Origin of the sequence: Geosporobacter subterraneus DSM 17957 (assembly GCF_900142145.1) — a bacterium.
Classification (GTDB): domain Bacteria; phylum Bacillota; class Clostridia; order Peptostreptococcales; family Thermotaleaceae; genus Geosporobacter; species Geosporobacter subterraneus.
On sequence record NZ_FQZV01000024.1, the window covers coordinates 39,322 to 61,606 of the forward strand.

The following is a 22,285-nucleotide window of genomic DNA, read 5'->3' on the forward strand; positions in this document are numbered from 1 at the left end:
GCCTGAGCACCCCTCTTACAGCGGCAGGGGATTTCATCCCCTATGACCGCGTTTTTTTATTGTCAAAAAATGCTTTAAAATGTTTTAAACCTTAAAATTACTTTTATTGAACCCTTCATTAATTTATACTATCTTAGACAAAAAAACCGGGCATACCCGCTTTCAGATTGATGATATGAACAAGCAAAGCCCTCCTAGGATCCTCTCGATTCCGTGACAAGGCCACTTTTTCTAAAATAATAAGTTGAAAAAAAGTGATCTCGTCAAAGTCCCTGTTCGGAAGCTTAGGAGGGCTTTGATAACGATTTCGAACTGAGAATACTAGTTTTTTCTATGATTATACATAGTTTCAGCAACTGCGTATTCTTGTACAGCCTTTTTATCCACAGCCTGTTTACGAATACAGGAATCATAGAATCCTCTCTCAAGCCTGTTTACACATATTATAGTAAAAATACGATGATAAATACAAAAAACCACAAAAATAAGCCCATTGACTTTGCAAAAACAACCCCCTTACAGCCTAGTGTTTACGAAAAGACTCTAAAGGGGTTACTGGAAAAGGGGATAAAATTTACGAACGATAGGCACCGTTTATTTTTACATAATCATAGCTTAAATCGCAGCCCCAGGCTGTAGCGCTATAGGAACCATCCTTTAGATCAATAACAATATTGACATAGCTTTCATCGAGAATTTTTTTGGCCAGATCCTCATCAAAGGGAAGTCCCGCACCGTCTTGAACCAACTGTAAAATGCCCTTTTCATTTTTAAAGAACACATCTACCGCTTGGGGAGAGAAGGTACCGCCGGAATATCCCAGGGCGCACATGATTCTTCCCCAGTTGGCATCAGCGCCGAAAAAGGCTGATTTAACAAGATTAGAGGATATAACGGACTTGGCACATAGCTTAGCATCCTTTTGTGTGCAGGCATTATGGAGGGAAACCTCTATCAGCTTGGTTGCCCCTTCTCCATCCTTTGCGATCATCTTGGCCAACTCTATATTCACGTAGTCCAAAGCCTTCTTAAACAATGCATACTGATCATTTGCCGTATCGATCAGAGGATTGTTGGCAGTGCCATTGGCCAAGGCAATGACCATATCATTGGTACTGGTATCCCCGTCCACAGAAATCATATTGTAGGAGTCACCGACACTTTCCTTGAGAGCTGCAGACAGCAGGTCTTTAGAAATATTTGCATTGGTCACCACAAAGGAAAGCATAGTAGCCATATTGGGATGAATCATGCCGGAACCCTTTGCAAAGCCGCTGATACGTACCGGTTGGTTATCCAGGAGGATCTCAACGGTGATCTGCTTGGGGAAGGAATCGGTGGTCATAATCGCCTCAGCAGCACTTTGACCATTGCCATTGTCTAAAAGTTCGCAGGCTGCTTGGATACCGGGAACCACCACATGCATCGGCATAGGTACACCTATGATTCCTGTTGAGCTGACCATTACCTGCTGGGGACTAAGTCCTAAGGCTGCTGCTGCTGTACTGGCCATTTCCTGAGCATCCTGAAGGCCTTGGGAACCGGTACACGCATTGGCGTTACCGCTGTTAATGACGATGGCCTGGGTGGTATCAGATTTTAAATGCTCCATATTGACCTGTACGGGGGCTGCTTTAACGATATTAGTTGTGAAAGCTGCTGCAGCTACGGCAGGCACCTTGCTATATAAAACACATAAGTCTTTTTTTCCATTCTTTTTAATACCGCAGTGAATACCTACTGCCTGAAATCCCGATACATCGGTAACCGTCATGTTTTCTAGAATTTTCATATATAATAACCTCCTATAGTAAATTTATAATTTTTTTCTTTCTTTAAGGTAGAGTCATCTAGAAAATACAGATACAGATTCGCTAGTTTTGCCCTTTTGGTCGTTCAAAAGCTCCTTTCGATAAAGAATGCTAAAACTTGGAAACTCACTACGTTCAAACATGCAAGTTTTTTTTAGTATTCTTTAACTCCAGTCACTAAGAACGATGGCAAAAGGATCAAAGAGCTGCTCTCTAGTATCTGTATTTTCTGATGATTAGAGAATGGTACTAGAGCATGGCAGGCTAAATTTATTTTTTAAGGAACCATCGGCAGTATATCTAAACCGATCATTTCCACCAGACCAAACATGATATTCATGTTTTGAACCGCCTGACCGGCAGCACCTTTTATGAGATTGTCGATGGCTGAGATCACGATAACCCTTCCAGTTCGTTCATCTATCCGCAGTCCGATGTCGCAGAGATTGGAGCCTTTTACATTTCTCGTTTCTGGTATCGTGTCTAGTACCCGTACAAAATATTCATTTTGGTAAAAGGATTGGTAGCAGTCATACAGGGCTTCCTTTGAAATCTGCGTTCGAAGGCTTCCATAACAGGTTGCCAGGATTCCCCGATTCATGGGAACCAGGTGAGGTGTAAAGGAAATGAAAAGAGGACTTCCGTTCAGTAAGCCTAACTCCTGTTCAATTTCCGGTGTATGTCTGTGACTAGCCACTCCGTAAGCCTTAATGGATTCGCTGCATTCTGTATAGAGCGTTGCAATATTTGCTGTTCTGCCGGCCCCTGATACGCCGGATTTGGCATCAATAACAATAGACTCTTTCACGATAAGCTGTTCCTTTAATAAAGGAGCCAGAGCCAGTATACTGGCGGTTGGATAACAGCCCGGATTGGCAATAAGGCTGGCATTTTTTATTTTATCCCGGTGGAGTTCCGGCAATCCATATACTGCTTGAGAAAGCAGTTGAGGGCAGCCATGATCCAGGTCGTACCAGTCTTTATAAAGGTTGGCATCGGTGAGGCGGAAATCTGCTCCTAAATCGATTACCTTTACACCTTGTGTTAATGCCTTTTGTGCCAGGTCGAAGGATTTACCATGGGGCAATGCAATAAATAACACATCTATTTTAGAGAGCTGTTGCTCTGCTTCTTGGATATCTATGCAAATGTCCTGCATAAAATTCCTGTAGTTCGGATAAGTGGCAGAAAAGGATAAGCCTGTATGATTATGAGAACTTAGAAAGCGGATTTTCACATGGGGATGCCTGTGCAAGTACCAAACCAACTGTTGTCCTGCATATCCTGTTGAACCAATTACACCAACATTTATCATATTTTATCACCTCGAAGATTTATATTTGTAATTATACAATAATATAACATAAATATTCAATAACAAAAACAAAAAACACAAAAACTATTGAATAAATATTAAAACAAACGTATAATTATAATTATCATTTTCTTAAAAGGTTGGTGGATCAAGTTCATGAATGGTGAAACAGTAAAAATTCTCATCGAAGCCCTGCCCTATATTAAAAAGTTTAGAGGAAAGACCTTTGTGATTAAATATGGCGGCAGTATTATGAAAAATAAAGCAGCAAAAAAAGCATTTATTGAAGATGTAGTACTAATGAAGCTGGTAGGAATCAACATCATTATCGTCCATGGCGGAGGACCCTGTATCTCCTCCATGCTGGAGCAGCTAAACATTGAAAGCAGATTTGTTCATGGGCTGCGGGTAACGGATGAAAGGGCTATCGAAGTGGTAGAAATGATTCTTTCGGGACAGATTAACAAAGAAATTGCATCGGCTCTTTGCAAGCATGGGGTTAGTGCCATTGGAATCAGTGGAAGAGATGGGCATCTTATCGAAGCTGAAAAGAAATATCTCTATGAAGGGGAAGAAAAAATTGATATCGGATTTGTAGGAGAGGTAGTCAGTATCAATAAAAAGCTGCTGACAGATTTATTAGAAAAGGAACAGCTGCCGGTGATCTCTCCTGTAGGCTGTGATATAGAAGGAAAGGTATATAATATCAATGCGGATTATGTAGCTTCCGCTATGAGTACAGTACTGGAAGCAGAAAAGCTGATTCTGCTGACGGACATAGAAGGCATTTATAAAGATATCAATGATCCTGAGAGCTTTATTTCAGAAATTAGTATAGAGGAATTGAAGGAATATATTCATACTGGTGTTTTAAAGGGGGGAATGATTCCAAAGGCCCAATGCTGTATTGACGCTCTGGAACGGGGAACAAAAAATGTCCATTTAATTGATGGCAGAAAGGAACACAGCTTGCTGCTGGAGATATTTACTAACGAAGGAATTGGAACCATGGTGAAAGGGAGGGTTTAATTAATATGAAAAAAGAGTATATCATGAATACCTACGGAAGATTTGATGTGACCTTCACCAAAGGGATAGGCACGAAGGTCTATGATACAGAAGGAAAGGTCTATCTGGATTTTGTATCGGGGGTAGCGGTGAATTGCTTGGGGCACAGTCACCCGGCTATTGCAAAAACCCTGGCAGATCAAAGTCAGACTTTGATGCATGTATCCAACCTGTATTGGAATGACAAACAGCTGATGCTGGCTGAAAAGCTCGCAGCCCACAGTCATCATCATCAGGTTTTTTTCAGCAACAGCGGTACAGAGGCAGTAGAAACGGCTCTGAAGCTGGCTCGAAAGCAAGGGAAGATCAAGGGCGGCAAAGATAAAAATGTCATTCTATATATGGAGAATTCTTTTCACGGCAGAACATTAGGAGCCCTGGCAGTAACCGGACAGGAAAAATACCAAAAAGACTTCATGCCGTTGATGTCGGGGCTTAAGACGGTTAAGTTTAACGATCCTGTGGATTTGGCAGAGAAAATGGATGAATCCGTATGTGGAGTCATTCTGGAGCCGATCCAGGGTGAAGGAGGCATTATTACAGTCAGTCCTGTGTTTTTGCAAAAGGCGAGAGAGCTTTGCGATCAGTATCAGGCACTGCTTATTTTCGATGAGGTCCAGTGTGGAATCGGAAGAACAGGAAAACTGTTTGCCTACGAAAATTTTGCTGTTCAGCCCGATGTGATTTGTATGGCCAAAGGCTTGGGAGGTGGGTTTCCCATAGGCGCTACTCTGGCCAAAAAGGAAGCCGCAGAAGCCTTTGCACCGGGAGATCACGGCTGTACCTTTGGAGGAAATCCTTTGGCTTGCGCAGTAGCGCTAACGGTATTAGAGGAGCTGCTGGAAAAGGGTGTATTAGAGAATACAATCCAACAAAGCAAATATCTTGTAGATCAGCTGTCTAAGCTGCAGGAAAAACACACGGTAGTACAGGGCGTTCAAGGAATGGGCCTGATGCTTGGACTTGGATTAATTATCCAAGGCAAGCAGCTGGTGCAAAAGTGCTTTGAAAAGGGGTTGCTGCTGGTAGGTGCAGGAGAAAAGGTTGTGAGAATTCTTCCGCCGCTGAATGTAACCCAAGAGGAAATTGATGAGGCTGTAGCCATCATTGATGCAGCATTAAGCGAACTATAGGCTAACATTTTGCACTTTTTGAGAAGATATCTAGAAAATAAAGATACAGATTCGCTAGTTTTGCCCTTTCGATTGTTCTATAGCTCCTTACGATAAAGAAAGCTAAAACTTGCAAACTCACTCCGTTCAAACATGCAAGTTTTTATACGCTTTCTTTATCTTCACTTACTAAGAACAAAAGCAAAAGGATCAAAAAGACGCTCACGTAGTATCTCGTATTTTCTGCTTTACAAAGGGTAGGGAACGACCCCTGTGTCGTTCCGAAAATGAAATAGACCTGCAAACATTTTATGCTTGACAATATAGAAGTAATTATGTTACGATTTGATGAAATGAAAATAGATTTTCCTTTAAAATGGTCCAGAGAGGCCAAAAAGGAGGTGAAGAAAGATGCGGGATTTCCTGTATCTCTATAAGCTGTGCAACCAAACCTTCTGCCTCTGACAGAAGGTTAATTTTTTGTCTTGATATGGATATATATGCATAAAAAGAGAGAAAGCTTTGTGATAAGAAATGAATAAATATTATTAAAATGCTTATAAAATTACAGCAAAAATCCTTGATAAATTGAGAAATACAGAGATAGATAATCATATGTCATGCAGTGGAAAAGGTGCATATAAGCCTGATAGTCTCTGATTTTTAACCCTTTCTTTCATTAAACAAAAAAAACACATAAAAAAAACTAAAAAATTTTAAATAACTATTGCATAAATATATAATAATAAGTATAATTATAAATAACCAAGTAAAGAAGGGTTGATAAAATATGAAGCGATATCGTAAAAGGCGCAGGCCTCTAACATAAGCAGAATTAAAAATATATTATCTTATTAAAAGAAAGGATGAGAAACCATGACATATATGCTTTCATCAAAAGCACTTCATACAGTTAACATGGAAGAGGTTTGCAGCAGCTGCAAGGGAGGATATTTTCACATTGCTCCTAAAATCACAAAGGTGGCAGTGATCAATCTGGGAATGCAAAAAGAGAACCTGATGGATATGGTCAACATGAAATGCAGCCTAAATGTATTTGACGAGGATTTTAGCGTAAACCAATTGAATATGGTACCCCATGATATCGTAATGGTGTCTAACGGAAAGCTTGATGCAGAAAAAATTCCAATGGTTGTGGATAAGATTAAGGCACTGATTGGCAAAAAGAAAATTTTCGGCATCGGCTTAGGCCAAGAACTGGTAAAGGAAGCTGCAGCCCAGGCAGGGGTACAGACTTGGAAGCAGGAAGGCGATATTATGATCAGCGAGGAAAATAAACTGTACTGCTGTGATATGAGTCAGCAAAATCAACTGGAAGAAATCATGAAATATGCATAAATAGCAATAAAAGAAACAGAAAAGAAATGAACTTTCCTGTTTCATTATGTAGAGGAGATTGCTTGGGTCAATCGTTAAGAATCTATAGAAAATAGAGGTGTAGACAATGAATGGATTGATATATTTAGAAGACGGAACAGTATACGAAGGAAAAGGCTTTGGCAAAAAGGGAACCTCTGTTGGAGAGTTGGTATTCAACACCTCTATCACAGGGTACCAGGAAATTCTTACGGATCCTTCTTATGCGGGCCAGATCATCACCATGACCTATCCCCTAATCGGAAACTATGGTGTAAATCAATGGGAACAAGAGTCAGAAAAGGTATATGCAAAAGGATTTGTGGTAAAGTCTATTGCTCAAAATCCTTCCAATTATATGAGTGAAAAAACTGTGGAAGAAATGCTGAAGGCCATGGGAATCGTAGGCATCAGCAATGTAGATACCCGAAGCATTACAAAGAAAATCAGAAATACAGGAGCCATCAAATGTGTAATCTCAAATGAAGCTCTATCCGTTCAAGACCTGGAGAATCATATCAAACAGGCAAAGCAAGAGGATGACTGGATGAAGGATGTAAGCACAAAGAAAATGATCCATATTCCGGGGCAGGGACTAAAAGTTGCTTTGGTGGATTTTGGGGTAAAAGCCAATATCGTCAACAATCTAAAAGCACGAGGCTGTGACATTACTGTTTTACCATACAATACATCTTATGAAGAGATCATGAATCTAAACCCTGACGGAGTACTTCTAAGCAATGGACCTGGGGATCCAAAGACCGTTACAGAAGCCATTGCTATGGTTAAAAAGATTATGCACAAGCTGCCTACCTTTGGGATTTGCTTAGGACATCAAATCCTGGGATTAGCTGTAGGCGGTGATACCTATAAAATGAAATACGGACACCGCGGGGGCAATCATGGTGTATATGATATTGATAAGGACAAAGCCTATATTACTTCTCAAAACCATGGGTATGCAGTAAACCCGGAGAGTATAAAAGACAAAGGAATGGTTCTAACCCATATTAACCTGAATGACAACACGGTGGAGGGCATGAAACACAAGGAACTTCCGGTATTTTCCGTACAGTTCCATCCGGAAGGAGCTCCTGGCCCAACAGATTCCTCCTACCTATTTGACAAATTTATGAACCTGATGAAGGAGGGAGCAGTATGCCTTTAGACAAAAGCTTAAAAAAGGTGTTGATTATTGGATCAGGCCCTATCATTATCGGTCAGGCCGCAGAGTTTGACTACTCCGGTACACAGGCCTGCAAGGCCATCAAAGAAGAGGGAATTGAAACGGTGCTGGTAAACAGCAACCCTGCTACTATCATGACGGACATGAATGTGGCAGATAAGGTATATATCGAACCTTTGAATATCGAAAGCTTGGAGAAAATATTGGAGGCAGAAAAGCCCGACGGTATTCTGGCGGGCTTTGGCGGTCAGACGGCACTAAACCTAGCGATGAACCTGCAGGAAAAGGGTATTTTAGACAAGTACGGTGTAAAGCTTTTAGGAACCGACAGCGACACCATTAAAAAGGCAGAGGATCGTGAAGCCTTCAAGGAATTGATGCTGGAGATCGATGAACCGGTGCCTATGAGTATTATTGCCACCAATATTGCACAATGCGAAAAATTTGTACAGCAGTACGGTTTTCCGGTGATCATTCGTCCCGCCTTCACCCTTGGAGGTACCGGCGGCGGAATTGCTGCCAACCATGAACAACTGATCGAAATCTGCGAACGTGGCATTCACAACAGTCCCATTGGGCAGATCCTGCTGGAGCAAAGTGTAGCAGGCTGGAAGGAAATAGAGTATGAAGTCATTCGGGACAAAAAAGATAACTGCATCATTATCTGTAATATGGAAAATATGGACCCTGTAGGGGTGCATACGGGAGACAGTATTGTTGTGGCACCTTCCCAGACCCTGCGGGATAAGGAATATCAGATGCTGCGACAGGCTTCCATTAAGATTATCCGAAGCCTTAAAATTCAAGGGGGCTGCAATATCCAGTTTGCCCTGGATCCAAAGAGCTCAAATTATGTGGTAATCGAGGTAAATCCAAGGGTTAGCCGTTCCAGTGCCCTGGCTTCTAAGGCGGCAGGTTATCCGATTGCTAAGATCGGCGCGAAAATTGCCATTGGATTCAGCCTGGATGAACTGAAGAATTACGTAACGAAAAGCTCCAGTGCCTGCTTCGAGCCAACCTTAGACTATATCGTAGTAAAGTTTCCTAAATGGCCTTTCGATAAGTTCAGCAAGGCTGCCAGAACTCTGGGTACCCAGATGAAAGCCACAGGAGAGGTTATGGCCATCAGCCGAAGCTTTGAAAGTGCCCTCCTAAAGGCAGTAACCTGCCTGGAAGGCAAATTTACCGGATTAAGAATGTTCTCGATTATGGATATGAATGAAGAAGAGCTCTTCGAGAAAATCGAAAAATGCGATGATGAGCGAATTTTCGCTATAGCGGATGCTCTGAGAAGAGGAATTACCATAGAAAAGCTTCATGAAGTTACCCAAATAGACCCATGGTTCCTCCACGGGGTAAATAATATTGTAAAAATGGAGTACCGACTGCAGCAGGAGCCAATGGACGAAAATCTCCTTTATGGGGCTGAGTCCATGGGCTTTACCGACACGGAGATTTGTGACCTGACGGGATTGACCCGGGATGTGCTGCAGGCTATTCGAAAAGAGCATCAAATCTATCCGGTTTATAAAATGGTAGACACCTGCAGTGGGGAATTTGATGCAGAAACTCCTTACTATTACTCTTGCTACGAAGAGGAAGACGAAAATATTATCAGTGATAATAAGAAAATATTGGTGATCGGTTCCGGCCCCATCCGTATCGGCCAGGGAATAGAATTTGACTATTGCTGCGTTCACGGAGTATGGGCGATCAAGGAAGCTGGATACGAATCCATTATCATGAACAATAACCCGGAAACTGTAAGTACCGACTTTGATACGGCAGATAAGCTGTATTTTGAATCCCTCTATATTGATGATGTGATGAATGTCATCCGCAGTGAAAAGCCAGAGGGCGTGGTGCTCCAGTTTGGCGGGCAGACCTCTGTAAACCTGGCGCCGAAGCTTTACGAAAGAGGCGTCAACATATTGGGAACCTCTTATCAATCCATTGACCTTGCAGAGGATCGAGAAAAATTCAGAGATTTCCTTGGCCAAATGAGCATCCCTACCCCTACAGGCAAATCTGTAACCAGCATTGCAGAGGCTAAGGAAGCAGTAAAGGAGCTGGGATATCCTGTAGTAGTGCGTCCATCCTATGTTATCGGCGGCCGGGCCATGCAGGTTGTTTATAACGATTATGCCCTGGAAAGCTATATGCAGGAAGCTGTGGACCTTTCTAAAAAGTATCCAATTCTAATCGATCAGTATGTAAAAGGGATTGAGATCGAGGTAGATGCCATTGCAGACGGCGAGGATGTGCTGATCCCTGGAATCATGGAGCATGTGGAGAAAACAGGGATCCACTCTGGTGACAGTATTACCATATATCCTTATGTTTCACTGTCACAGGATACAGTAAAAACCCTAGTGGAGCATACCAAGAAGATTGCTAAGGGCCTAAAAATTATGGGTCTTGTGAATATCCAATATGTATTTGACGGCAAGGATGTTTATGTCATCGAGGTAAATCCGAGAGCTTCCAGAACTGTGCCCATCTTGAGCAAGGTTACACAGGTACCAATGGTGAAGATTGCCGTAGACATCATGCTGGGCAAGAAGTTGAAGGAAATGTCCTATGGTACTGGACTCAAGGAAAATCAAGACTTGTATGCAGTAAAGGTGCCGGTGTTCTCAGGAGAAAAGCTGACGGATGTAGATACCTACCTGGGACCGGAAATGAAGTCTACCGGTGAGGTACTGGGCATCGATACAGATCTGGACATCGCCATCTATAAAGGTTTCAGCGGTGCCAACGTCAAGATTCCAACCGCGGGAGGCATCTATGTATCCCTGAAAGAAGTTGATAAAGAAGAAGGCTTGGAGGTCATTCAAGACTACGCAGCCATGGGCTTTAAAATCTACGGTTCAGCAGGAACCAGCAATTACCTGGCAGAGAAAAATGTTTCTTGTGAAACAATTGAACTCCATCAGTTGGCTCAGGAGCTTTCCAAGGGGACGATTCAGATGGTGATCAATACGCCTACTATCGGAAATGACAGCCAGCGTGAGGGTTTTAAGATGCGCAGAAAGGTCAGCGAATACAGAGTGCCCCTCTTTACTTCTATCGATACAGCCCGTGTGTTCTTAAAGGCTATCGCTGTGAAGAAGGAAGGCAGACCGGTGATCTATAAGACCTTAGATTCCTACTTTTCGCCAGAGGATGATCAGGTAAAATACAGTGCTTAAAAAAGCAAAACAATATAATATATAAAAATATTTTTAAATAGTTGCTTTTTCAAAATAATCATAATATAATAGAAAAAATCATCAAAGGCGTTGAACGGTAATAGTAAATAGCATCTTGTTCTCAGAGAGTCGATGGGTGGTGCGAATCGACAATAAGAGCTGTTGAATCCGACCGGGAGCTGCGCGGGGGTAAAAAACCTGCGACGGAAATTTCCGTTATCAAATAGAGACTGTGTTGGCAGTGAAAAAAGGTGGTACCACGTGGATGTTGATCCCCGTCCTTTACATGTGTAAAGGACGGGGTCTTTATTTTACCTATAAAAGGAGGAAGAAAGGATGCAAATGCTATTGATGACCCCAGGACCGACCAATGTACCAGAGAGGGTTCTGGAGAAAATGAAAAATACCCAGTGTCATCATCGAACAAAGGAGTTTGGAAGAATTTTCGGAGAGTTAAACGAAGGATTAAAATACGTATTTCAGACGAAGAATCCCGTGCTGACTTTCCCGGCTGCAGGAACGGGAGGCTTAGAGGCGGCGATTGTAAATCTCTTTTCTCCTGGAGATAGGGTACTGGCTGTATCCATCGGCGTGTTTGGGGATCGATTTATAGAGATTGGCCGTACCTTTGGTCTGGAGATCGATGTATTGGAAATCCCATGGGGAAGAGGGGCTACCTTAGAAGAGCTTGAAGGGGCTTTGAAAGATGAACATAGAGCCTTGATCCTGACTCATAATGAAACCTCAACGGGGGCTGTGAATCCCATCCGGGAAATCGGTGAGTGGATGAAAGAAAAACCTCAGCTTTATGTGGTGGATGCAGTCAGCTCCCTAGGGGGAAGCGAGATTCGTATGGATGACTGGCATATTGATGTACTCATCACTGCTTCACAAAAAGCGCTGATGTCGCCGCCGGGGTTGACCTTTATCGGTGTCAGTGATCAGGGATGGGAACAGGTAGAGAAAGCAAAGCTTCCCAGATACTACTGGGATTTCAAAAAGGCCAGAAAGGATATGGAGAAGCCCAGTCCTCAAAACCCTTACACACCGGCAGTAGCTTTGATCGGAGCTGCCAGCGAAGCGATAAAAATGATGCAGGAGGAAGGCTTAGAGGCAGTATTTGAGAGACACAGGATACTGGCTGCTTATTTTAGACAGGAAGTAGAAAAGCTGGGTTTGCCCTTCTATACCCATCCGGATTATTTGTCCGATACCATTACTGCTATTGCAACTACAAAGGGAGAAGAGATTAAAAAGATCATGGAAACCAAGTATGGCATCGTCATTGCAGGGGGTCAGGACCAACTAAAGGGAACCATGATTCGTGTGGGACATATGGGTTATGTCAACCAAGAGATGATAGACCGTACTTTAACAGCTTTGAAAGGAGCTTTAGAGGAGGTTTGCTAAAGTCGGTTTTCTTTGCACTTAAACACTTCTATACAGTATAACTGGATAACAATAAAGCGAAAAAGGAGAGGATACTCATGGAGGATAGAAAAAAGATATTGATAACAGAAAAGGTGGATGAAGAAGGGATCAAACTGCTGCAGGCAGAGATGGAGGTAGATATTGCCCTAGGACTTCCCCGGGAAGAACTGCTCCAGCGTATTGGGGAATATGATGGGCTCATCGTAAGAAGTGAAACAAAGGTAAATGAAGAATTGATGCAGCATGGGAAACAACTTAAGGTTGTAGGAAGAGCAGGAAACGGCATTGATAACATTGACGTCAATGCTGCCACGGAACGAGGGATTATCGTAGCCAATACCCCTGAGAGCAATACCCTCTCTGCCTGTGAGCTGTCCATTGGATTGCTGCTGGCTCAGGCAAGGAATATTCCCCAAGCCAACAGCTATTTAAAGGGAGGAAATTGGAGCCGGACACCATTTAAAGGGTCAGAGCTCTACAATAAGACCCTGGGTATCATTGGCTTAGGCAGAATTGGTTCTTTAGTAGCTACCCGGATGGCACCCTTCGGCATGAAGATCATTGCCTATGATCCCTACATCTCTGATGAGCGATTTAGAAGATTTGGTGCAGAAAAGAAAGAGACCCTAAAGGAGCTTTTGGAAGAGGCTGACTTCATTACTATCCATACGCCGAAAACAAAAGAGACCTTTAAGATGATTGGTGAGGAAGAAATTCAATTGATGAAAAAGGGTGTCCGTATCGTCAATGCAGCTCGAGGGGGCATTATCTGCGAGAAGGCTCTCTATGACGGACTGGTAAGCGGAAAGGTTGCCAGTGCGGGATTAGACGTACACGAGCAGGAGCCTTGCTTTAATACACCGCTCTTTGGGCTGGATAATGTGATCGTAACGCCTCATATCGGTGCCGACACCGTAGAAGCCCAACAAAACGTGGGAATCACAGTAGCCCAGCAGGTTCTCAATGCCTTAAAGGGTGAAATCGTGCCCAATGCAGTCAATCTTCCAGCCCTTCATCGAGATGAACTGGCCAATATCAAACCCTATATAGAATTGATGGAAAGGTTGGGCAAGCTGTATTATCAGCTCCATAACGAGACCATTGAATTGATTGAAATGGCATACTGGGGAAATATTGCAGATCAGGATACAGAGATGGTGACTATCGCCTTTGTGAAGGGGTTGTTAGAAACTGTCATCAAAGAGAAGGTAAACTATGTAAACGCCTGCCTGCAGGCGAAGCAGCGGGATATCGTCATAGAACAGAAGAAAATCCATCAGCCCTATAATGGATATGCAGACTTAATTGCTGTGAAAATCAAGCACAAGGGAGGTACCTTTACCCTAGCAGGAAACCTGTCAACGAAACGGGAGGGCAAGCTGGTGGAAATCGACGGCTATGAGGTAGATGTAAATCCCAGTGAGCATATGCTGTTTATTCAAAACCTGGATGTTCCCGGGGTTATCGGAAATATCGGGACCCTTTTAGGAAAGGAGAAAATTAACATCGCCACCATGCAGGTAGGACGGCATCATCGAGGGGAAAAAGCGTTAATGGTTTTAAATATCGATGACGAAGTTGGCAATGATACCTTGGAAAAATTAGAGAAGGTTGATAATGTACTTTGGGCGAAGGGTATAAAGCTATCATAAAGACCAAGGGGGAATGGGTATGAATCATCGGATCGGATATGCAGCTGCCATGTGGGAAAAAGACATTCTATCAGCTATTGACTTTGCAGCAGAGCATGGTATGAATGCGGTAGAAATCAATATGAATATGCCTTGCTTCTTTCCGGAAAGCTACAGTAAAGAGGCCAGAAATGAAATTCGTATGTACAAAAGAGAAAAGGATGTGGCCTTAACCCTCCATGCACCGGAGGATATCTCTTTGCTTCAGCTCCATGAGGAAGTCAGAGAGGCAGGCATCAAAAGACTCAAGGAAATCATCGATTTTGGCTGTGATATCGGCGCTGCCCGAATGACGATCCACGTAGGCACCTCTGTTTATTTCACTATGACAGAAGGGAAATGCTACCTGGAGGAGCTTTACTACCAAGACTTCAAGCGAATATTAAAAAACAGTCTTATAGGTCTGGGCGATTATTGTGGAGATCGAATGAAGCTTTGCGTGGAAAACTCAGGACGGTTTCCAAAGGCTTTGGTACAGGAAGTGCTGGAGGAGTTGCTGGAAAAAGAAAATGTCTATCTTACTTGGGATATCGGTCATTCCTATACGAATCTATACGGGGAAGTAGAATTCTTCCAAAGACATCTTCACCGGGTAAAGACCTGTCATCTTCATGATGTAACTGAGGTCAGCGATCATCAGGTTATCGGGGAGGGAAAGGTAGACTTCTGGGGGCACATTGAGAAAATGGGGCAGGAGGATATGATCTATATCATCGAGGTTAGGCCGAAAGAGAAAGCAGCTTTAGCTTTTGAAAACTTAAAAAAGATACTATATAAATAAAACCAGCCTAATGCTGGTTTTTATTTTATCTATCCCTTTTCCATAAATATATTCCAAGGACGGTACATATTCTGTATAATAGGGATATCAAATATTTTTCAGGAGGTCTATAATGAGGAAATTTCGAAAAGGGTTTGGCACCATTCTCTTGCTCTTACTACTGATCATCACCGGATGTAAAGGGCCCGCTGCAGTACCCATGCAGCAGGAAACCTTAATTGTAGAAGATCTCAACGGTATGAGTCTGGAAAAACTTACCCACTACAACATGGATATTGTGTTTACCCCTGAAGAAGCTATGCTAGATGTAGTACAAAAGATTGATTATATCAATAATGAGACTGTTGCTCTCGATAAACTATATTTTCATTTATATCCAAATGCATTTCGAAGCCAGGAAACTACCCCTTTTCTATTTGATGATTTCGATAGAGCTTATCCTGAGGGATTTGAACCGGGATTTATTGATCTTATGGCGCTTCGTATTGGAAAGGAAAAGGCCAACTATCGTATCACTGGGGAAGGCAACACCATCCTGGAAGTTAATCTTCCCAATGCACTGAAGCCGGGGAGCAGAATTCCACTGGAGATGACCTATAAAGTAAAGCTGCCTCCTGCGCAGGAACGGTTTGGATATGGAGAAAATACCTTTAATTTTGGCAACTGGTATCCTGTGGCCGCTGTTTATGATGAGAATGGATGGAATCTGGACCCCTACTATCCTATAGGAGACCCTTTTTATAGTGACGTCAGCAATTATGACGCAAAAATAGAAACCCCGAAGGACATGGTGATCGCAGCCACGGGCAATATCGTTACGGAAGGGGTTCAGGGAGATAAAAAGATATGGCAGATAGAGGCTAGACTTATCCGGGATTTTGCCTGGGTTGCCAGCAAGGACTTTGAAGTAGTGGAAAAGGATGTAGAAGGAACGATTCTGAAAATGTATTTTATCAAGGATCGAGCCCTCAAACAGGATATTAAGGATTGGGCCACTCAAGCTGCAGAAAACTCTCTGCGCATATTTAACCGGACCTTTGGAAAATATCCCTATGGTCAATACTCAGTAGTGCAGACCAACTTTCCCAGCGGTATGGAATATCCGGGAATCGTATTTATTGGAAAGCAGTATTATGATAAGCGCTGGAAAAGCTTCCTAGAGGTTGTGATTGTTCATGAAACTGCGCACCAGTGGTGGTACGGTATTGTGGGGAACAATCAGATCGAAGAAGCCTGGTTGGATGAGAGTTTGGCTGCTTATTCAGAGGTTGTTTATGCCATGGAAGCCTATGGTGAAGAAAGGGGGCAGCAGTATCATGTTCAGTCTAACGAAAACGAGTATAGAGAAGCCGCCCAAGATATCCAGGATGAAGTAATCCTCAAATCTTTGCGGGCTTTTCAGGGCTGGTATGATTATGGACCTTTGGTTTACAGCAAGGGGGCCATGTTCTTAAATGAAATTTACACCGAATATGGAAAAGATACGTTGTATCAAATTCTAAGTGAATATTACCGCGCCAATCGTTTTAAAAATGCGAGGACAGGGGATTTCCGCAAAATCTGTGAGGAAGTCACCGGAAAAGATCTAGGGCCGCTTTTTGATAAATGGCTGTTGGCGAAATAATATTAAAACCACAGGAAGAAACTACCTGTGGTTTTAAACTTGTCACTTCTTTAATATGAATAGATATAAAGGATATGATAATAGGTGACAGAGAAGCCTCACCGATTCATTTTAGATATAAGGAATAAACTCTGTGCCATTCCGGTGGGCTTTAAATATCCTAAGCACTTATCTATAACGCAAAGGAGTGGAACCGTGAAAAGAAAATATGCCCTTTTGATCGGAGTTCTTCAGATTTTTCTGATGAATACACTCCTGGGTTTTGCACAGGAAGAAGTGAGCATTCAATCCCGTGCAGCTGTTTTAATGGAGTTTGATTACGGAAAAATCCTATGGAGTAAAAATCCCCATATGAAAACACCCCCGGCCAGTATAACTAAACTCATGACCTATCATCTGGCTATGGATGCAGTAGAGGCAGGAAAAATTCGTCTCGAAGACCGGGTAACCATCAGTGAAAAAGCGGCAGCAGAAAGGGGAACCAGCTACAACCTAAAGGCAGGGGATGTAGTATCTCTAAAAAACCTTATGGATGCTATGATGATCGTTTCCGGCAACGATGCGGCTTATGCCATCGCTGAGTATGTAGGTGGATCGGCGGAAAGCTTTGTGGAGCAGATGAACGGGGAAGCCAAAAGACTGGGAATGAAGGACACCACCTTTGTAAATCCCAATGGAATGCCTACAGAGGGGACGGAAAATATCACAACTGCATGGGATATGGCCATTCTTTCACAGTATTTGATTGATCGTTATGGAAAGGATCTTATTCCCATTACCAGCAGTTGGAGCTTTATAGACCCAGAAAGAAACTTTATAAAGGACAATACCAATATGCTCTTAAAGGAACTGCCAAAGGTAGATGGACTGAAAACTGGCTTTACCAATGCCGCAGGGTACTGTTTGTCCTCTACGATGAAGGTAGCGTCCCAGGGGGAGGGTACATCAGATTTTCGGTTGATCGCTGTGGTGCTAGGGGCGCAGAATGACCGGCAGCGGGTGGCTGACAGCAAGAAGCTGCTAGAATATGGTGCTTTAAACTACAGCAAACAGGGTATCATCAAAATGGGAGACATCGTGGAGACATACCATTGGTGGAATATGGAGCCTCTAGAGATTGGTCTGACGGTTAAAGAGGATGTTTTGGTTTTTGGGCCTAAAGAAGGAGCCATCAAGCAGCAGGAGGTGTTTATGTTCCCTGGTGCCCGATTGCCTATTGAGAAGGGGCAGCAATTGGGTGAAATGGTGCTTACGCTGTATGATGACAGTAAAATGTATGTGGAGCTGGTTAGTGACAGAGACTTGAAGCGAATTCCAATAGGTTTGAGGGTGCTCAAGTGGTGGTGGGATTTTTCCGGATTTATGGTAACTCTTTTGGAGCATTTTGTAGGTTAATTTAATAAAATACTCGTGGGTGTCTAATAGGTCCCGGTGTAGGGAAGGGCCTCTGTGGAGATCACTGAAAAGTCCTGGTTTTTGTCATTCTGAATGAAACGAAGTGAAATGAAGAATCTTTGAAGTGGCTTAAATGCTCAGATTCTTCGCTGCGCTCAGAATGACAATCCTGTGGATACAACGTATTATTTGACTTTTTTAGTGATCTCCCTCTATGCCCTTCTGGCGAAGACTAAATTCTTTTTTCCAGGTTGTCATCAGGAGAAAATCCCATTATAATAGATAAAACACTACTTTAAAAGTAAGCAAATAACAGGTGAGGATGAGAAGGATGAACATTCAAATTGATGAGAAAGTAAAGGACTTCTTAAAGAAGAAGGAGAAGGATACATTAACTGTAGAGCTTCAGGTAAGTGACTCCTGCTGTATTCCTGCATCACTGCCCCATGTGGTGATGGATGCCCCGAAGGCGCTTGAAAAGTATGATCGATTTGAAGTAGATGGCTTTACAGTTTATGTTTACAAGGGTGCGGTAATAAAAAATACATTACGTCTGGTCCTAAGCAATTATATTTTCTTTAAAGAAATAGAAATAGAGGGAATACAAATTTTATAAAGAAATTTGCTCCAGCAGCTGTAAAAGCTGCTTTTTTGCAGCGAAATACTTGAGACTTGTATATCAGGGTTGCAGCATGAAGGGCTAAGGGGAGGCGGTAGATGAAGACACTCCCTTTCTTTTAGGTATAAAAATGATCATTAGAGGATATTGTATTAAAAGAGGGGGACTTTTTCTATCTTGACAAATTGAAAAATTATGAATATCATTATAATTGACCGTGCACCTGTAGCTCAGCAGGATAGAGCGGCGGTTTCCTAAACCGTGTGTCGGAGGTTCGAATCCTCTCAGGTGCACCATATGAAACCCTTGTAAATCTTTAGATTAACAGGGGTTTTGTTTGAGAATGAAAAAACTAGCTCGGGACAGCAACTGAGCAGTAGGATCGGCTTTAAGACAATCGAAACGTCCCCTTGTCTTATTATATTTAGACAAAACATGTTCATATTATTCTACAAATAAGTTATAGAAAAACTCCTTTCTGGTATTATCCTCCAACATAACCAGAAAGGAGTCTCTTATTTCACTTACCCACAAATTATTTAACAGTTTCTATTTTTTTCAACTGCTGAATAGCACCTGCAATTGTAAGGGTGCGCTTTGCCTGATGCTTAACTGCATTTCGGATAATCTCCTTATCCTCAATGATCGTGCCATCTGCTGTAGTTGTTACAGTTATTCCATAGGGGTTTCCACCGGAAGAGAATAATACAGGGTTTGTGTAGCCAGGTGCGGCTATGATCGCACCCCAATGATACATTGCTGTATAGAGAGACAATAGTACAGCTTCCTGTCCTCCGTGGGTGTTTTGTGCAGAAGCCATTCCGCTGACTACCTTATTCACCAATTTTCCTTCAGCCCACAGGCCGCCTGTTTTTTCCAGGAAGTCTTTCACCTCAGCAGTCATTACACCATAACGTGCTGGGGTACTGAAGATAATAGCATCGGCCCAGTCAAGATCCTCTAAGGCTATTTCAGCTACATCTCTAGTAGCCTCTGCCAAAGCGATCTTAGATGGGTCTGTGTCAATATCATGTGGCGGACGAATATGAGGAACCTTTCGTACTCGTACCTCTGCACCCAATTCGAGGGCGCCTTCTTCAGCCCATTTGGCTAATTGATAATTTGTACCTGTAGTACTAGAATAAATTATTGTAAGTTTTGTCTTTGACATCATTTACATCTCCTTTTAACTAAAATATTAAATATACACCATGGAATCGCTATGATATAGTTACCCGAAAAAAAATATTATTAAACAAAACAGATCAGTTTACTTTACTTTTAATGGAAGAGGTGGAGACATTTCAAAGCCACTGAAAAAGTCAAATGGAAGACGCAGGGACGTCAGACTGTGTGGCTATTCAGCTAGATATCTGAACTGACAACCCTATTCATCGCTTAAACTTATGTATAGTATATTTTCAGTAGACCAGTACGCTATACCAGTGCTGGTCTACTTCTTTCTCTGAGCCTTCTTGTTAAACGTCAAAATAAATCAAGTTGATTGATTGCAAAAACAGCAGAGTAATATCACCTTTAATGCTTAGGTCAAATTAAAGAATCTGCTTTTATAGAATGCAAATTAAGAAAACTGTCTATACTTTAAACAAAAAAGGAGAAGGGGGAAAGCGGCCATCAAACCAATCTTTCCCCTAACAACTGTTTACTACAATGATAAGTATTGACAATTTCTTTAGAAATATAACCAAAGGCCTGTTGTTAGGAGAAAAAAATATTCAACATATGTAGTATATTTTATAGATACAGGGTAAAAATTTTTTTATCTTTTGGAAAAAGCAAACTGGCGAAGATTATTCTTCGCCAGCTTTATACAGCAGTTTGTACGCTTTTTCTTCCACGATATACAGGCATTCGATATCATCGCTAATGATTGTTTGGATCTTATTTTCATAGTTGAATTTTGCGGCGACACCACAGTTAGAGCTTACCTTTCGGGGTACTGGCATTAAGTCGACGGAGCAGCCCTGGTTTCTAAGTAATTTCTGATATTTTATGGCTCCTGAGTGGGTAAAAAAAGTTGCTAAATATTCCATAATTATTTTTTCAGGGTAAGGACAAAATCCTCACCTTTTTCAGCAACTTCTACTTTATAGCCTGAATGACTTCCGAACCGTTTAATGTTCTCACAGGCAGCAGTATTATCTACTAAGACCTGTATCCCTTCTGAATTTAAAGCTACAGCTTTTTTAGTCATAAGCACAGGTTCAGGACATGATCTTCCTCGTGCATCAATGGTTTTAAGCTTCAAGCTTTACATCTCCTTTCATTTTTATAGCTTCTTTTTCTATATTGAAATAAGAAACAACCAGCAGTATGATCAAACCTGCTATTACAGCAATTTTACCATTCGGTGCAGGCCCGTTTGCAGATGCGGCAAGGCTGAAGTTATGGGCAAAAGCTGCACCGGTGAGCATGCCCATGGCTGTTATTGCAGAGTCAATATTTCCTTCTCCGGCGAGTATCAGCTGACGAAGGGGGCAGCCGCCCAGCAGTACAGAACCCCATCCGGCCAAAGCCATACCTAGGAAGTTCCAAAGACCGTCCATATGGGATACCGGTTGACCAGAAAAGCCAAGATGGAAGGATTTGGTTATTAGTAGGTTGCCGATTAAAGCAGCTGCAAATATGGATATAAATCCTGATATCAGATAAGCATCTTTAAAAAGAATTAAATCTCTAATTCCGCCTACCATACAAAGTCTTGTTCTTTGGGCTAAGGCACCAACAATAAGACCGGATATAAGGGCCAATAGCCACGGGGCATGCTTTGACCCAGGGCCTTCTGTACTGAAAAATATAAATGCAGGTGCAGCAAGGAGCAGTGCAAGAAGTCCTAGATTAAGAGAAGGAAATACGAAACCTTCAAAGCTTGTAAGGGTATAAGTTCTTTTCAGGCTGAAACCTTTGTTTAGGAACAATATGCCTACCCCGATACCCCCAGCAAAGCCAATGAGACCGACCAAAGCGTTTGCATCTCCACCAGCCATTCGAAGTACCATTCTGAGTGGACATCCGAGGAACATGAGAGCTCCAATCATAACGATAAAGCCAAGGACAAATCTTAAAAACGGGGAAGAACCGCCTCTTGTCCTAAATTCTTTCATGCCGAAGGACATTAGAAAAGCGCCCAGTACCAGACCAATGATTTCCGGTCGTATGTATTGTACTACTGCAGCTCTGTGAAGACCTAGGGCACCTGAGATATCTCTCAAAAAGCAAGCTATACAGTAGCCCATGTTTGCCGGATTGCCGTATTTAACAAGGAGAACAGATATAAGACCAATGACGGCACCCGTAGAAATAATACCTTTCTTGTCTTTCATTTTAACCCTCCTTGTAAGATAAATATAGGGTTAGGGCTCAAAAACCCACCCGAATGTTCTTTGACAACTTTAAATCTATTGTTCAGATGAATCAGTGACACCAGACATTGAATTTTTTAAACATCGTGCTATAATCTCTTTGTCAGAGAGATAGATGTGCATTCCTCCTGGATCCCTTCCATAGTAGAGGCTTATCCGTGAAAAAGCGTGTCACTCCACAAGGACGATTCGATGTTTAGCTGGTTGGGCCACCATTTGGTGTTACCCGTTTCAAATGCAAGGTTGTTTGACGTTCTTCTTTTAGTGGATGCTCTGATTCATTCTGTTTGAAAGGTTGTGC

17 protein-coding genes, 1 tRNA gene and 1 other annotated feature are annotated in these 22,285 nt (G+C 42.3%); of the genes, 12 read left to right on the top strand and 6 right to left on the bottom strand.

Annotated features, from left to right (window positions below; genetic code table 11):
• Positions 1 to 574: 574 nt before the first annotated feature.
• A complete protein-coding gene (gene argJ / locus BUB56_RS10060; protein ID WP_110941192.1) occupies positions 575 to 1,792 on the bottom strand; it encodes a bifunctional glutamate N-acetyltransferase/amino-acid acetyltransferase ArgJ in 1,218 nt (405 codons plus the stop codon).
• A gap of 296 nt (positions 1,793 to 2,088) precedes the next feature.
• The gene (gene argC, locus BUB56_RS10065; protein WP_110941193.1) at positions 2,089 to 3,126 is read right to left on the bottom strand and encodes an N-acetyl-gamma-glutamyl-phosphate reductase; all 1,038 of its coding nucleotides are present in this window, start codon (positions 3,124 to 3,126) and stop codon (positions 2,089 to 2,091) included.
• A gap of 156 nt (positions 3,127 to 3,282) precedes the next feature.
• Between argC and argB the strand changes: the two genes are divergently transcribed.
• From argB to BUB56_RS10125, 12 genes are all read left to right on the top strand, one after another.
• Positions 3,283 to 4,155, top strand: coding sequence for an acetylglutamate kinase (gene argB, locus BUB56_RS10070; protein ID WP_110941194.1), 873 nt, complete (start codon positions 3,283 to 3,285; stop codon positions 4,153 to 4,155).
• A gap of 5 nt (positions 4,156 to 4,160) precedes the next feature.
• Entirely contained in the window at positions 4,161 to 5,327 is a 1,167-nt protein-coding gene (locus BUB56_RS10075; RefSeq protein WP_110941195.1) for an aspartate aminotransferase family protein, read from the top strand.
• 855 nt (positions 5,328 to 6,182) lie between these two features.
• Positions 6,183 to 6,665: a type 1 glutamine amidotransferase family protein gene (locus tag BUB56_RS10080; RefSeq protein WP_110941196.1), complete on the top strand. Its 483-nt coding sequence runs from the start codon at positions 6,183 to 6,185 to the stop codon at positions 6,663 to 6,665.
• A gap of 106 nt (positions 6,666 to 6,771) precedes the next feature.
• Positions 6,772 to 7,851, top strand: coding sequence for a glutamine-hydrolyzing carbamoyl-phosphate synthase small subunit (gene carA, locus BUB56_RS10085; RefSeq protein ID WP_110941197.1), 1,080 nt, complete (start codon positions 6,772 to 6,774; stop codon positions 7,849 to 7,851).
• Entirely contained in the window at positions 7,842 to 11,060 is a 3,219-nt protein-coding gene (gene carB / locus BUB56_RS10090; RefSeq protein WP_110941198.1) for a carbamoyl-phosphate synthase (glutamine-hydrolyzing) large subunit, read from the top strand. Before carA ends, carB begins: the two co-directional genes overlap by 10 nt.
• Positions 11,061 to 11,141: 81 nt before the next feature.
• Positions 11,142 to 11,346: a binding site (T-box leader), on the top strand.
• A 50-nt stretch (positions 11,347 to 11,396) separates the two neighbouring features.
• On the top strand, positions 11,397 to 12,470 hold the full coding sequence (locus BUB56_RS10095) for a pyridoxal-phosphate-dependent aminotransferase family protein (RefSeq protein ID WP_242946284.1): 1,074 nt from the start codon (positions 11,397 to 11,399) through the stop codon (positions 12,468 to 12,470).
• A gap of 77 nt (positions 12,471 to 12,547) precedes the next feature.
• Positions 12,548 to 14,143 (top strand): phosphoglycerate dehydrogenase, encoded by a 1,596-nt coding sequence (gene serA / locus BUB56_RS10100; RefSeq protein WP_110941199.1) that lies wholly within the window; start codon positions 12,548 to 12,550, stop codon positions 14,141 to 14,143.
• Positions 14,144 to 14,162: 19 nt separating this feature from the next.
• Complete coding sequence (locus BUB56_RS10105; RefSeq protein ID WP_110941200.1) at positions 14,163 to 14,963, top strand: sugar phosphate isomerase/epimerase family protein; 801 nt, start codon at positions 14,163 to 14,165, stop codon at positions 14,961 to 14,963.
• 112 nt (positions 14,964 to 15,075) lie between these two features.
• Positions 15,076 to 16,587, top strand: a complete 1,512-nt coding sequence (locus BUB56_RS10110) for a M1 family metallopeptidase (RefSeq protein ID WP_110941201.1) — start codon at positions 15,076 to 15,078, stop codon at positions 16,585 to 16,587.
• Positions 16,588 to 16,782: 195 nt separating this feature from the next.
• A complete protein-coding gene (locus tag BUB56_RS10115) occupies positions 16,783 to 17,982 on the top strand; it encodes a D-alanyl-D-alanine carboxypeptidase family protein (RefSeq protein ID WP_110941202.1) in 1,200 nt (399 codons plus the stop codon).
• A gap of 331 nt (positions 17,983 to 18,313) precedes the next feature.
• Entirely contained in the window at positions 18,314 to 18,598 is a 285-nt protein-coding gene (locus BUB56_RS10120; RefSeq protein ID WP_110941203.1) for a CC/Se motif family (seleno)protein, read from the top strand.
• 222 nt (positions 18,599 to 18,820) lie between these two features.
• A tRNA-Arg gene (locus BUB56_RS10125) sits at positions 18,821 to 18,897 on the top strand.
• 239 nt (positions 18,898 to 19,136) lie between these two features.
• Here the strand turns inward: BUB56_RS10125 and BUB56_RS10130 are convergent.
• The 4 genes from BUB56_RS10130 to yedE all read right to left on the bottom strand — a co-directional run bounded on the left by BUB56_RS10130 (position 19,137) and on the right by yedE (position 21,945).
• Positions 19,137 to 19,772, bottom strand: a complete 636-nt coding sequence (locus tag BUB56_RS10130; RefSeq protein ID WP_110941204.1) for an NAD(P)H-dependent oxidoreductase — start codon at positions 19,770 to 19,772, stop codon at positions 19,137 to 19,139.
• Between the two features lie 640 nt (positions 19,773 to 20,412).
• Positions 20,413 to 20,655: a putative Se/S carrier protein gene (locus tag BUB56_RS20295; RefSeq protein ID WP_110941205.1), complete on the bottom strand. Its 243-nt coding sequence runs from the start codon at positions 20,653 to 20,655 to the stop codon at positions 20,413 to 20,415.
• Positions 20,656 to 20,657: 2 nt separating this feature from the next.
• Positions 20,658 to 20,870 (bottom strand): sulfurtransferase TusA family protein, encoded by a 213-nt coding sequence (locus BUB56_RS10140; RefSeq protein WP_110941206.1) that lies wholly within the window; start codon positions 20,868 to 20,870, stop codon positions 20,658 to 20,660.
• Positions 20,860 to 21,945: a YedE family putative selenium transporter gene (yedE, locus tag BUB56_RS10145; protein ID WP_110941207.1), complete on the bottom strand. Its 1,086-nt coding sequence runs from the start codon at positions 21,943 to 21,945 to the stop codon at positions 20,860 to 20,862. The genes BUB56_RS10140 and yedE overlap by 11 nt, the downstream gene beginning before the upstream one ends.
• Positions 21,946 to 22,285: the final 340 nt, after the last annotated feature.